This window comes from Actinopolymorpha sp. B11F2 (genome assembly GCF_040195635.1).
Lineage (GTDB): Bacteria > Actinomycetota > Actinomycetes > Propionibacteriales > Actinopolymorphaceae > Thermasporomyces.
Map to the genome: position 1 here is coordinate 235,788 of NZ_JBEFTX010000008.1, position 12,130 is coordinate 247,917.

Here is a 12,130-nt window from a genome sequence, read left to right on the forward strand (position 1 = left end):
AGGTCGGCTGGCGGTGTTATGGAATACGGATGACCTGAGCTGCATAGACCAGGCCGGCCCCGAAACCGATGATCAGTGCGGTGTCACCGCTTTTCACCTCACCGGCCGCGAGCATGCGCTCCATGGCCAGCGGGATGGACGCCGCCGAGGTGTTGCCCTGTTCGGCGATGTCGCGGGCGATGACGACATGGTCGGGCAGCTTCAGTGCCTTGGCCATGGCGTCGGTGATGCGCATGTTGGCCTGGTGCGGGATGAAGGCGTCGAGCTCGGCCGGGCTCACGCCCGCTGCGTCGAGCGCCTGCTGTGCGACCTTGGCCATGGCGTACGACGCCCACCGGAACACCTGGTTGCCCTGCATCATCAGGTGCGGGAACTCACCAGAGGCCAGGGCGTCGTCCCAGTTCTCCTGCTGGCGGATGACATCGGCCTGGTGGCCGTCAGAGCCCCAGACGACCGGCCCGATGCCCGGTTGCTCCGACGGTCCCACGAGCGCCGCCCCCGCGCCGTCGCCGAACAGGAACGCGGTCGACCGGTCGGTGAGATCGGTGAGGTCGGACAGCCGCTCGACACCGATCACGAGCACGTAGGTCGCCGAGCCGGTACGCACCATCGACTGGGCCAGCTCGATGCCGTAGCAGAAGCCGGCGCATGCGGCTGAGATGTCGAACGCCGCGACGCCGCCGGTGCCGAGCTCGGCGGCGATCGTGGTGGAGATGGCCGGCGTCTGGGACAGGTGCGAGACCGTGGAGACGAGTACGCAGTCGACCTGATCGGCCTGCACGCCCGCGTCGGCGAGAGCCTTGCCGCCCGCGGCGACGGACATCGAGGCGACCGTCTCCTCAGGCGTGGCCCACCGGCGGCTCACGATGCCGGACCGGGTACGGATCCACTCGTCGGACGAGTCGATCCGTTCACAGATCTCGGCGTTCGACACGATCCGGGACGGTCGATAGCCACCGACGCCCAGGATGCGCGCATGCGACGCGCCAGCCGCGGACCGGATCGCACTCGTCACGTGGCACTCACCGCCGGGTGGAGTCGGACGATCGGTTGGCCGGGCGAGACGGGATCGCCGTCCTCGACCAGCCACTCGACCACGATGCCGCCATGTGGGGCGGCGACCGGTAGGTCGTCACGCAGGCTTTTGACACTGCCGACGACCGCTCCGGGCGTCAGGGAGGCGCCCGCCGGCTGATCGAGAGCGAGATCAGGTGCGAGGCTGAACACGCCCTTCATCGGCGCAACGAGGAGCCGCCAGGTGGGATTGCCCTCCAGCGGTCCACCTTCGCCGTGTTTCTCGACGAACGCACGCGCGTCGTCAAGCTGGTCGGGAGTCTTGAGGGCGAACGTCTCGATGCCCTTCAGTGCTCGCCGTGCGATGCCGGTAAGTGTGCCTGCCGGCGGCATCTCCAGCATCCCGGTGACCCCGAGATCCTGCATGGTCTGCATGCAGAGGTCCCAACGCACCGGTGAACTCACCTGGGTCACGATCCGGTCCAGGACCTCACGGCCGTCGTGGACGATGTGCCCGTCGCGGTTGGACAGCAGGCGGGTCCGCGGGTCATGCGTACTGATCGCCTTGGCATAGCCGCCGAGCAGGTCGACCGCGTGGGCGACGTACTCGGTGTGGAACGCGCCGGCGACCTGCAGCGGGACGAGGCGGGTCCGCGCGGGCGCCTTCTTGGAGAAGTTCTCGAGGTCCTCCAGGGTGCCTGCGGCGACCACCTGGCCGGGACCGTTGTTGTTGGCGGCGACGAGGTGGTGTTCGGCGATGGCGGCGAGCACTTCCTCAGAATCCCCACCCAGCACCGCCATCATGCCGGTCGGTGCCTTCGCGGCGGCGGCGGCCATCGCCTTGCCGCGCTCGCGGACGAACACCATCGCCTGTTCGGCACTGATGACGCCCACGCCAGCGGCGGCGGTGACCTCGCCGACGCTGTGCCCGGCGGCGAGGTCGATCACGCGGAACGCGTCCGCGGGATGTGGGAACAGAGCGAGAGCGGCGACCAGGCCCGCGCCCACGAGGAGCGGCTGTGCGATCGCCGTGTCGCGGATCGTGTCCACGTCGGCCTTGGTGCCGTAGTGCACGAGGTCGACGTCGCAGACGGCGGACAGCCAACGCAGCCGTTCGGCGAAGGTAGGGTCCTCCAGCCACGGCGTGAGGAAGCCAGGCGTTTGCGCGCCCTGGCCTGGCGCGACGATGACGAGCACGGTTCCCACGATGACGAATGAATGCCGCCAAGGGGCGACGTGGCGGGACGAAACTTGCCGGCGGTTCGCTGTAGGAACCCGACAAAGTCACGGCGTGTGAGGAGCCTCCGGTGGGTGCAGCCGGCCCAGTGTCAACGCAATCCTGAGCGTGTACGCATGTCGCGGATTGGACGGCGAATAGCCGGACAGCTCGGTGATTCGGCGCAATCTGTAGCGGACCGTGTTGGCGTGGACGAAGAGCATCCGCGCGGTGGCCTCGACCGACGCGCCGTTTTCGAAGAACGCCGCGAGGGTCTCGAGCAGGACCGGGCCGGCCTGGTCCAGCGGTGCGTAGACGTCGGTCACGAGCTGCCGGCGGGCGTTGCTGTCACCGGCCAGGGCGCGTTCGGGAAGCAGGTCCTCGGCGGCGACCGGTCGCGGGGCGTCGAGCCAGGCGGGGGCGGCGCGGAACCCCGCGATCGCGGCGCGCGCCGCCGCAGGCGCGGCCAACAGGTCGGGGACGACCGGACTCGCGACCACGGGTCCCGGCCCGAAGTGGGCGGCGACGGAGGCGGCGGCCTTCTGCGGGTCCTCGACTCCACCGAGGATGACGATCAGCCGATCCCGTTGGACGCCGGTGAGAACGTCGAGGTGGGCGTGCCGGGCGTCGCGCCGGATCAGCTCGACGGCCGCCTCGGCGCCGCCTTCCGGGGTGCGCCCGACAACCACGAGGATCGCCGTCGCGTCCGACCAGCCCAGCGCCGAGACCCGCGACCGTACCGCCTCGTCGGCCTCGCCGCGTAGCAGGTTGTCGACGATGAGTGCTTCGAGGCGGGCGTCCCACGCGCCGCGCATCTCTGCGGCGCGGGCGTAGACCTCGGCCGCGCCGAAGGCGATCTCCCGGGAGTAGAGCAGGACGGCCTCGCGGACACTCGGCACATCCTCGGCGGGAACGATCTCCTCGACGCGTTCCTCGACCACCTCGATGCCGATCCGGATCATCTCCACCGTCTGGTGCAGGGTCACCTTGCGGGTGAGCTCGCGCGGTGCCGTCCCCAGGACGTCGCCGGTGAAGACGGGTCCGTCGGTAGGGGTACGGAACCATGCCACGAAGGCGGCGAAGAAGGTCTGCGCGACGAGCCCGATCCACGACCGGTCCTGCGGCGCCATTCCGCGGAACCAGTCGAGGCGTTCGCGCATCCGCTCGATGGTGGCCGAGGCGAGCATGCCACTCGCGCGTTCGAGATGGGTTGCGGTGACCGCACGGTTGAGACTCGACACATGGGCAGTCTCCCACGCGAGTGCCGGGAAACGGTCACACGTGGTGATCGATTCGGCAATTCTGTCGTACTCTCCGTCAGACCCACCCGATAGGGACGAGATCGCCACAGGGTCTGCGGGGAATGATCACGCATGCGTGATCATTCCTCACGATGCGCGGCAAATTCGCCGTGCATCGTGAGGAGTTGCCGTGCATCGTAGGGGTCGGTGCGGTCCCGGGGACCTGCCCGGCATCTGTACCTTCCTGTCCAGAACGCCGCCACCCGCAGCGGTGAGATCGACTGGTGCGAGACGCTGTGACCGTGGAACCCATTGACCAGCTGAAGCGCATCGCCTTCCTGCTCGAACGCTCCCGCGCGCAGACCCACCGCGTCCGCGCCTTCCGGAAGGCGGCATGGGCCCTGGAGGAGCTGCCGTCCGAGGAGATCGCCCGCAGATCCACCAGGGGGACGCTCACCGAGCTCGCCGGCGTCGGACCCGTCTCGGCGAAGGTCGTGGCGGAGGCCATCGCCGGTGAGACGTCCGGTTACCTCGCGAAGCTGGAGGCCGAGACCGACGCTCTCGTCGACGGCGGTGACGAGCTGCGTGCGGCGCTCAAGGGCGACCTGCACACCCACTCGGAATGGTCCGATGGTGGCAGCCCGATCCGTGAGATGGCCGAGGCGGCCCGCGGCCTTGGCCACGACTACCTCGCGCTCACCGACCACTCGCCACGGCTCACTGTTGCTCGCGGCCTGTCCGCCGAACGCCTTCGCCAGCAGTTGGACGTCGTACGCCGGTTGAACGACGAGCTGGCGCCGTTCCGCATCCTCACCGGCATCGAGGTGGACATCAACGAGGACGGCTCCCTCGACCAGGAGCCCGACCTCCTCGCTGAGCTCGACATCGTGGTGGCGAGCGTCCACTCCAAGCTGCGGATGCCCGCGACGGAGATGACGCCTCGCATGGTGGCCGCCATCGCCAACCCGGCCGTCGACATCCTCGGGCACTGCACCGGCCGGCTGATCACCGGCAATCGGGGAACTCGACCGGAGTCGGTGTTCAACGTGGAGATCGTGTTCGAGGCGTGCCGGCGGTTCGGTGTCGCGGTGGAGATCAACTCCAGGCCCGAGCGCCTTGACCCACCGCGGCGACTGCTGCGCCAGGCGGTGGAGCAGGGCTGCGACTTCACCATCGACACCGACGCGCACGCACCAGGTCAGCTGGACTGGCAGCCGTACGGATGTGCACGGGCCGAGGAGTGCGGTGTCACCGCCGACCGGGTGCTCAACACCCTGTCCGCCGACAACCTGCTCGCCCGGACCCGCCGTGACTGATGCGGCGCCGCGGCCTCAGCGGCGGCGGAGGCCGGCACCGATCCGTTGGACGGTCTGGGTGACCCGGCGGGCGCGGGTCTCGGGGCGCGCCGCTTGGCTGATCCACTCGACGTACTCCCGCTGATGGGAGTAGGACAGCCGGCTCCAGTGGTCGAGTACGCCACCGGAACGCAATGCCGCGGCCAGATCATCGGGCAGCTCGACCGCCCGCGGCTCATCGTCGGAGACCAGCGTGACCGTCACCGTGTCACCGACCTCGGCCCCCGCGGCCTCGCGGTGGACCCGGTTGATCCCCACGTAGTACTCCCCGCCGTAGACGGCGACGGTCGTGCGGAAGGTGTGCGCACCGATGGTGACCTGGACCGCCGGCCGCGCACGGCCGAACACCGCCCTGACATCGAGCGGTACCTTGACGAACGTCCCTGTCCCGGACTCCTCCGAGCGGTCGAGCGTCGCCTGGAAGGTGTGCGCGTCCATGGCTGGGATCATAGGAGCCTCGGCGGCAGAAGGGGTGCGGATGGTTGGCAAGCAGGGGAGGGTCACCGGCACGATCGGGCCCGGCCTCGTCGGCGAGGTCATGGTGGCGATCCGCGGGGGTGTGGAGGCGTTCTATGCCTACCCGAGCGTCCCGGGCGAGACGTTCGAGATCGGTACCCAGGTGATCGTCGTCGAGTACCACGCACCACGCACTGTCTACGTGGCTCACGCACTCGGCTGAAGCTCGTGGCCTGGACTCGCGCCCGTGATGGGCTCCGGCTGTACTACGAGTGCTTCGAACCCGCCAGCCGCCCCCGGGCCGCGGTCCTCCTCCTGATGGGCCTGGGCGCCAACGCGCGGATCTGGGCTCCCGTCGTCGCACCGCTGCGGGCGGCCGGCCACACGGTGGTGGCGATGGACAACCGCGGCTGCGGCCGGTCCGGTGTCCCGTGGCGGCCTTGGTCGACGCGGACGATGGCCGCCGACGCCGTGGCCGTGCTGGACGCGCTCGGTCTCCGTCGTACGCACGTGATCGGTGCATCCATGGGCGGGATGGTGGCGCAGGAACTGGCCCTCGCGTTCCCCGAACGCGTCCACTCGCTGGTGCTGGGATGTACGTCGGGTGGCCTGCCGCGCGGTCCCGCGCTGGTGACCCGACGCGGCGTCCGGGAGGTGCTCGCGCTCGCGGTCCGCGCCGTCAGACCGGTGCCGTTGGACGTCCAGGTCGAGCGGTTCCTGTGTGCGAACATCTCGGGCGACTTCGCAGCGACTGCGCCGCGCGACGGAGAATGCTGGCGGGCGGTCGAGGCGATGCTTGCCGAACCGACCTGCCTGCGCGGCCTGCTGCACCAGTCCCTCGCAACGGTGCGGCACTCGAGCTGGTCGCGCGTCGGCGGGTTGCGGCCACGGGTCCTGGTGCAACACGGCACCGCCGACCCGGTGATCCCGGTGGCGGCCGGCCAGGAGCTCGCCCGACGGATCCCGTCGGCCGATTTCCAACAGCTCGACGGTGCCGGTCACGCGCTCGGACTCGAGCGTACGGAGGAGATCACCCAGCGGGCACTGGCGTTCATGCGAGCGGAGGAGTCCGGCAGCCGAGTCTGAGCCTCGCGACTGTCGACTGAAGACGGTTCCTGTCAACGTGTCCTGTCACGAAGGTGCCGCACCCGCCGCGAAATCCCAGTCGATCATGAAAAGTCGGCACCCGGGTCCTAGGCTTGGCCGGCCTCATGTGGAGGCGTAGGTCTTGGCTAAGGAGCTCTGACGTCACTCATGTCGTGGTACCTCTACGTGGCCATCGCGCTCGGCGCTGTGGTGGTCATCGTCCTGGTCTGGAAGGTGGCCGAACCCAACGAAGCGCTCATCATCTCCGGGCTGGGTGCCCGGGGCGAGAACACCGACACCGCTGAGAGTCTCGGTTTCAAGATCGTCACCGGCAAGGGCAAGCTCGTGCTGCCGGGCTTCCAGACGGCCCGTCGGCTGCTCCTCGACTCCCGGTCAGCGACGCTGCAGGTCGGCTGCGTCACCAAGCAGGGGATCCCCGTCCACGTGCGCGGCGTGGTGATCTACAAGGTCGGCGACGACTTCGCCTCGATCGCCAACGCGGCCCGGCGTTTTCTCGACCAGCAGGCCACGATGGACAGCCAGATCCACGAGCTGTTCGCCGGGCACCTGCGTTCGATCATCGGCAACCTCACGGTCGAGGACCTCATCCTCAACCGCGAGCGCCTGGCTTCGGAGATCCGCGGTTCGTCGGCCGACGAGATGAGCAAGCTCGGCCTCGTCGTCGACTCGTTCCAGATCCAGGAGATCGACGATTCCACCGGCTACATCACCAACCTCGGCAAGCCGCATGCCGCGGCGGTGGCCGCGCAGGCGCGGATCGCCGAGGCGCAGCCAACGCACCGAAGGCGGAGGCCAACGGCACAGCGCCGGTCACCACGCTCCCTGACGGCGAGCAGACCGGCTGAGATCGCGCACCTGGGTGCGCGCGGGACCCGGCATCAGTCGTCGTGTGGGACACGGGTCGGTAGGGCGCCGCCCGTGAGCACCGGGTCGAGCACGAAGAGGGTCGTGTAGCGCCGCACGTTCGGTGCTTCGGTGAACAACCGGTCTGCGACCTCGGTGTGGTGTGGCATGCCGTTGCACGCGCGGACGACGACGTAGTCCCAGTCACCGGAGACATGGCGCGTACACCGCGCAGCGGGCACTCGAGACCGGGGTGCTCGACGAGTTGCAGATCCACCAGATTCCGGTGCTGCTCGGCGCTGGGCGTCGGTTGTTCGAGGTGCTGGCGGCGCGCATCGAGTTGGAGATCGTTCGGGTGATCGACACCTCGGATGCCACCCATATCCGTTACCGCGTCCGCCGCTGAGCCTCCGAGATCGTGATCATCGCCGTACGCAGACGGACGCAACGAACGTAGCCCTGAAACTGTGGCCGGCTGGTCACCCGGCCCGACACAAACAAGCGGGCGGTGGATCGGTAGCCCACGAGGCTGTCGATCCACCGCCCGCCAACTCAGAGGTTGTCGCCTTCTCAGGCGTCGCCGCCCTCCTGCGCGACGTCGCGTACGGCGGTGGGGTCGGCAATGGAGTACCGGTCCGCGGCCTCGCGCACCGTCGACGGCTTCACCTCACCCCGCCGCGCCAGGGCGGCGAGCGTCCCCACCACGATGGACGGCGCGTCGACATTGAAGTACCGCCGGGCCGCCGGCCGGGTGTCGGCGAACCCGAACCCGTCCGTGCCCAGCGAGGTGTACTCGCCCGGTACCCATCGGGAGATCTGGTCAGGGACCGCTCGCATCCAGTCGCTGACCGCCACGAACGGCCCTGGGGCGTTCTCGAGTTTGCTCGAGAGGAACGGGATCCGCTGCGGGCTGTCGGGGTTGAGGAGGTTCCACCGTTCGCAGCCGACCGCCTCGCGACGCAGCTCGTTCCACGACGTCACCGACCACACGTCGGTCGCGACGCCCCACTCCTCGGACAGCATCCACTGCGCCTCCAGCGCCCACGGCACCGCGACGCCGGACGCGAGCAGCTGCGCCCGCGGTGTACGCCGGTCGGTCGGGCGGGGATAAGGCGCGCAGAGGTAAATGCCGCGGAGCAGGCCGTCGACGTCGAGGTTGGCCGGCTCGGCGGGCTGGATCTGCGGCTCGTTGTAGACGGTGAGGTAGTAGAAGACGTCCTCGCCGTGGGGGTGCTCGTCGGAGGAGCCGTACATCCTGCGCAAGGCGTCCTTGACGATGTAGGAGATCTCGAATGCGAACGCCGGATCGTAGGCGACACACGCCGGGTTGGTCGCTGCTAGCAGCTGGGAGTGACCGTCGGCATGCTGCAGACCCTCGCCGGTCAGTGTGGTCCGCCCGGCGGTCGCGCCGATGAGGAAGCCACGGCCCATCTGGTCGCCCAACGCCCACATGAAGTCGCCGGTGCGCTGGAACCCGAACATCGAGTAGAAGATGTAGACCGGGATCATCGGCTCGCCGTGGGTGGCGTACGACGTGCCTGCCGCGGTCACCGAGCCCATCGCGCCAGCCTCGCTGATGCCTTCGTGCAGCAGCTGCCCCTGCTCGGACTGCTTGTACGAGAGCAGCAGCTTGCGGTCGACTCCTTCGTACGTCTGGCCGTGCGGGTCGTAGATCTTCGCCGTGGGGAACATCGAGTCCATGCCGAAGGTCCGGAACTCGTCCGGCGCGATCGGCACGAACCGCGCGCCGATCTCCTTGTCCCTCATCAGGTCGCGCAGGAGCCGGACGAACGCCATCGTGGTGGCGATCTTCTGCTTCCCCGACCCCTTGCGGATGTCGGCGTAGACGGGGTCGCCGGGCAGCTTCAGCGGCGTCGGGTGTGCCCGACGCTCGGGCACAGGCCCGCCGAGCGTGCGCCGCCGCTCCAGCATGTACGCGATCTCCTCGTCCTCCGGCCCGGGGTGGTAGTAGGGCGGGAGGTCGCTCTCGTCGATCGCCCTGTCGGAGATCGGGAGGTAGAGCCGGTCGCGGAACTTCTTGACGTCGTCCTTGGTGAGCTTCTTCATCTGGTGGGTCGCGTTGCGGCCCTCCAGCGCCTCGATCGTCCAGCCTTTGATCGTGTGGGCGAGGATGACCGTGGGCTGGCCGACGTGCTCGGTGGCGGACTTGAACGCCGCGTAGACCTTGCGGTAGTCGTGCCCGCCGCGCGACAGCTTGCGCAGGTCGTCGTCGGACATGCCCTCGACCATCGCCCGCAGTCGGGTGTCGCCGCCGAAGAAGTTCTCCCGGATGTACTCACCGGTCTCGACGGAGTAGGTCTGGAACTGCCCGTCGGGGGTGGTGTTCATCTTGTTGACGAGCACGCCGTCGGTGTCCTGGGCGAGCAGCGGGTCCCAGTCGCGTCCCCAGATCACCTTGATGACGTTCCACCCGGCGCCGCGGAAGAAGGATTCGAGCTCCTGGATGACCTTGCCGTTGCCGCGGACGGGTCCGTCGAGCTGCTGCAGGTTGCAGTTGATGACGAACGTGAGGTTGTCGAGCTCCTCGCGGGACGCGACCCCGATGGCGCCGAGCGACTCGACCTCGCTCATCTCCCCGTCGCCGAGGAACGCCCACACATGCTGGTCCGACGTGTCCTTGATGCCGCGGTGGGACAGGTAGCGGTTGAAACGTGCCTGGTAGATCGCGTTGACGGCGGTCAGGCCCATCGAGACGGTGGGGAACTCCCAGAAGTTCGGCATCAGTCGCGGGTGGGGGTAGCTCGACAGGCCGTTGCCGAAGCCGTGCGAGACCTCCTGGCGGAACGCGTCGAGGTGGCTCTCGCTCAGCCGGCCCTCGAGGAACGCCCGGGCGTAGATACCGGGGGAGGCGTGGCCCTGGATGAAGACCTGGTCCCCGCCTCCGGGGTGGTCCTTGCCCCGGAAGAAGTGGTTGAAGCCGACCTCGTAGAGACTCGCGGCCGACTGGTAGGTCGCGATGTGCCCACCGACCTCCAGGCCCTTGCGGTTGGCCCGCGACACCATGATCGCGGCATTCCACCGGATATAGGCCCGGATCCGGCGCTCGACGTGCTCGTCGCCCGGGAACCACGGCTCCTTCTCGGGCGGGATGGTGTTGATGTAGTCGGTGCTGCGTACGCCTGGAACGCCCACTTGGCGCTCGCGGGAACGTTCGAGCAACCGCAGCATCAGGTAACGGGCACGCTCCTGCCCTCGTTCGTCCAGGACGGCGTCGAGGGACTCGATCCATTCACGGGTCTCGTCTGGATCGATATCAGGGAGCTGGGTGGGAAGACCATCTGTGATGATGGGCCTACGCTCTGCTCCGGAAGCCACGGCGATCCCTTTCTCGGGAGGTGGGGGGTTCTCCCCACGAAGCCACTGCTGTCGTCCTTGACCTTCATAGTCTCTCGCGGCAGCGGTGCCGCAGTCGAAAGACCCTGGTGTGGCGTACGGTTTCGGACGTTCGCCATGCCGTCAGTTTTCATCCGACCGGTAACCGGGCAGTCTTTGTGAGGTCACAACCACGTCTGGTGGAGGTCGTCATGCACGCGCGGGTCGGTGATCGGCTTCACGTCTTCGGACGGCATGTCGGGAACCCCGAGAGGATGGGTCAGATCGTCGAGGTCCGCGGCGAAGACGGGAGCCCACCCTATGTCGTCCGGTTCGACGACGGCCATGAGGCGCTCGTCTTCCCGGGGCCGGATGCGGTCGTGGAGCAGAAGGGATCATCCCGTAGGACCTGATCGGCTCCAGGGCCCGGGAGGGGTACGCATGCGCAGCGAGGTCGTCGACGTCCAGACCGGTCCGGAGGAGAGCGTCTACGACCTGACCGGTGACTGCGAGCGGTTCCTCGCGGGTATTCCGGGGCGACCAGACGGGTTGCTCCATGTCTTCGTCCCGCATGCGACGGCCGGTCTCGCGACGATCGAGACCGGGTCCGGCAGTGACGACGACCTTCTCCAGGTGCTCCAGCGGGTCCTGCCGCCGGGGCTGGGGTGGCGCCACCGGCACGGGTCTCCTGGTCATGGGCGTGATCACGTCGTGCCGGCGTTCCTTCCTCCGTACGCCGTCCTGCCGGTGCTGTCGGGGGTAATGGAACTCGGCACCTGGCAGCGCCTCTGCCTGGTCGACACCAACCGCGACAATCCGCGCCGAAAGGTGCGCCTGTCCTTCGTCGATGGCTGATTCCTGGCTTGCAGCGTTGCAACCCGTTCCGCGCGGCTGGGACCCGCGGGCGATAGGTTCGTGCAAAACTCCCTCCACACTTGCGTACGACCGCACCGACACGCTGGACTACCGGCCAGCGTTCAGGGGGGTGTCTTGGGGGATCATGATCTGAAGGGGACCGGCCGGACGACGATCGCCGGAACAGCGAGCGTCGCCTGGTGGGTCGGGTAGTCGATCGAATTCCCTGATGCGACCATAAGCACTGATGACAGAACAGGAGGACGGCGTCGTGAGTGCGACCGCAGGCGAGGCCGAGGGCCAGTCTGGGCCGGCAGAGCGGCTGGGATTGCGGCCGGGCATGGTGGTGCAGGAACTCGGGTGGGACGATGACGCCGACGAGGACCTGCGCCAGGCGATCGAGAAGCACACCGGCAATGAGTTGGTCGACGACGAGTACGGCGACGTCGTCGACGCCGTGATCCTCTGGTGGCGTGATGACGACGGCGATCTGGTTGATGCGCTGGTCGACACCAAGACCGACCTCACCGACGGCGGCGTGATCTGGCTGCTGACGCCGAAGGTCGGTCGGGACGGCTACGTCGACGCGAGCGAGATCGCGGAGTCCGCGCCGACCGCCGGGCTCTCGACGACAACCAGCCTGTCCGTGGCACCCGACTGGCTGGGCACCAAGCTCGTCACCCCACGCGCCCGCCAGCGCTGACGGCGCC

The 12,130-nt window shown here is 68.5% G+C and carries 13 protein-coding genes; 8 read left to right on the forward strand and 5 right to left on the reverse strand.

Annotation, left to right across the window (positions count from 1 at the left end):
* Nucleotides 1-16: 16 nt before the first annotated feature.
* The 3 genes from ABN034_RS16970 to ABN034_RS16980 all read right to left on the reverse strand — a co-directional run bounded on the left by ABN034_RS16970 (nucleotide 17) and on the right by ABN034_RS16980 (nucleotide 3,417).
* Nucleotides 17-1,015, reverse strand: a complete 999-nt coding sequence (locus ABN034_RS16970) for a beta-ketoacyl-ACP synthase III (RefSeq protein ID WP_349691969.1) — start codon at nucleotides 1,013-1,015, stop codon at nucleotides 17-19.
* A complete protein-coding gene (locus tag ABN034_RS16975; RefSeq protein ID WP_349691970.1) occupies nucleotides 1,012-2,220 on the reverse strand; it encodes an acyltransferase domain-containing protein in 1,209 nt (402 codons plus the stop codon). The genes ABN034_RS16970 and ABN034_RS16975 overlap by 4 nt, the downstream gene beginning before the upstream one ends.
* Nucleotides 2,221-2,298: 78 nt before the next feature.
* Nucleotides 2,299-3,417, reverse strand: coding sequence for a PucR family transcriptional regulator (locus tag ABN034_RS16980; RefSeq protein ID WP_502877593.1), 1,119 nt, complete (start codon nucleotides 3,415-3,417; stop codon nucleotides 2,299-2,301).
* Nucleotides 3,418-3,773: 356 nt separating this feature from the next.
* Between ABN034_RS16980 and ABN034_RS16985 the strand changes: the two genes are divergently transcribed.
* Entirely contained in the window at nucleotides 3,774-4,787 is a 1,014-nt protein-coding gene (locus tag ABN034_RS16985; RefSeq protein WP_349691971.1) for a PHP domain-containing protein, read from the forward strand.
* Between the two features lie 15 nt (nucleotides 4,788-4,802).
* Here the strand turns inward: ABN034_RS16985 and ABN034_RS16990 are convergent, their stop codons facing one another.
* Nucleotides 4,803-5,264: a DUF1905 domain-containing protein gene (locus ABN034_RS16990; RefSeq protein WP_349691972.1), complete on the reverse strand. Its 462-nt coding sequence runs from the start codon at nucleotides 5,262-5,264 to the stop codon at nucleotides 4,803-4,805.
* Between ABN034_RS16990 and ABN034_RS16995 the strand changes: the two genes are divergently transcribed.
* The 4 genes from ABN034_RS16995 to ABN034_RS17010 all read left to right on the forward strand — a co-directional run bounded on the left by ABN034_RS16995 (nucleotide 5,263) and on the right by ABN034_RS17010 (nucleotide 7,638).
* Nucleotides 5,263-5,505, forward strand: a complete 243-nt coding sequence (locus ABN034_RS16995; protein WP_349329208.1) for an NfeD C-terminal domain-containing protein — start codon at nucleotides 5,263-5,265, stop codon at nucleotides 5,503-5,505. The two genes, ABN034_RS16990 and ABN034_RS16995, sit on opposite strands and share 2 nt — an antisense overlap.
* 5 nt (nucleotides 5,506-5,510) lie before the next feature.
* Entirely contained in the window at nucleotides 5,511-6,368 is an 858-nt protein-coding gene (locus ABN034_RS17000) for an alpha/beta fold hydrolase (RefSeq protein ID WP_349691973.1), read from the forward strand.
* A gap of 168 nt (nucleotides 6,369-6,536) precedes the next feature.
* Complete coding sequence (locus ABN034_RS17005) at nucleotides 6,537-7,343, forward strand: flotillin family protein (protein ID WP_349691974.1); 807 nt, start codon at nucleotides 6,537-6,539, stop codon at nucleotides 7,341-7,343.
* Nucleotides 7,344-7,395: 52 nt separating this feature from the next.
* Entirely contained in the window at nucleotides 7,396-7,638 is a 243-nt protein-coding gene (locus ABN034_RS17010; RefSeq protein ID WP_349691975.1) for a dihydrofolate reductase family protein, read from the forward strand.
* 164 nt (nucleotides 7,639-7,802) lie between these two features.
* Here ABN034_RS17010 and aceE read toward each other — a convergent pair whose 3' ends face one another.
* On the reverse strand, nucleotides 7,803-10,568 hold the full coding sequence (gene aceE, locus ABN034_RS17015) for a pyruvate dehydrogenase (acetyl-transferring), homodimeric type (RefSeq protein WP_349691976.1): 2,766 nt from the start codon (nucleotides 10,566-10,568) through the stop codon (nucleotides 7,803-7,805).
* 209 nt (nucleotides 10,569-10,777) lie between these two features.
* Between aceE and ABN034_RS17020 the strand changes: the two genes are divergently transcribed.
* The 3 genes from ABN034_RS17020 to ABN034_RS17030 all read left to right on the forward strand — a co-directional run bounded on the left by ABN034_RS17020 (nucleotide 10,778) and on the right by ABN034_RS17030 (nucleotide 12,123).
* On the forward strand, nucleotides 10,778-10,978 hold the full coding sequence (locus ABN034_RS17020; RefSeq protein ID WP_349329213.1) for a DUF1918 domain-containing protein: 201 nt from the start codon (nucleotides 10,778-10,780) through the stop codon (nucleotides 10,976-10,978).
* A 28-nt stretch (nucleotides 10,979-11,006) separates the two neighbouring features.
* Complete coding sequence (locus tag ABN034_RS17025; RefSeq protein ID WP_349691977.1) at nucleotides 11,007-11,420, forward strand: YjbQ family protein; 414 nt, start codon at nucleotides 11,007-11,009, stop codon at nucleotides 11,418-11,420.
* 271 nt (nucleotides 11,421-11,691) lie between these two features.
* Entirely contained in the window at nucleotides 11,692-12,123 is a 432-nt protein-coding gene (locus ABN034_RS17030) for a DUF3052 domain-containing protein (RefSeq protein ID WP_349329278.1), read from the forward strand.
* Nucleotides 12,124-12,130 lie beyond the last annotated feature (7 nt).

Excerpts from the sequence above, each read along its gene's own strand:
- ABN034_RS16980 (WP_502877593.1), bottom strand. The coding sequence starts at position 3,417 with ATGCTCGCCTCGGCCACCATCGAGCGGATGCGCGAACGCCTCGACTGG.
- ABN034_RS16995 (WP_349329208.1), top strand. The coding sequence starts at position 5,263 with ATGGCTGGGATCATAGGAGCCTCGGCGGCAGAAGGGGTGCGGATGGTT.
- ABN034_RS16990 (WP_349691972.1), bottom strand. The coding sequence starts at position 5,264 with ATGGACGCGCACACCTTCCAGGCGACGCTCGACCGCTCGGAGGAGTCC.
- ABN034_RS17005 (WP_349691974.1), top strand. The coding sequence starts at position 6,537 with ATGTCGTGGTACCTCTACGTGGCCATCGCGCTCGGCGCTGTGGTGGTC.
- ABN034_RS17020 (WP_349329213.1), top strand. The coding sequence starts at position 10,778 with ATGCACGCGCGGGTCGGTGATCGGCTTCACGTCTTCGGACGGCATGTC.
- ABN034_RS17025 (WP_349691977.1), top strand. The coding sequence starts at position 11,007 with ATGCGCAGCGAGGTCGTCGACGTCCAGACCGGTCCGGAGGAGAGCGTC.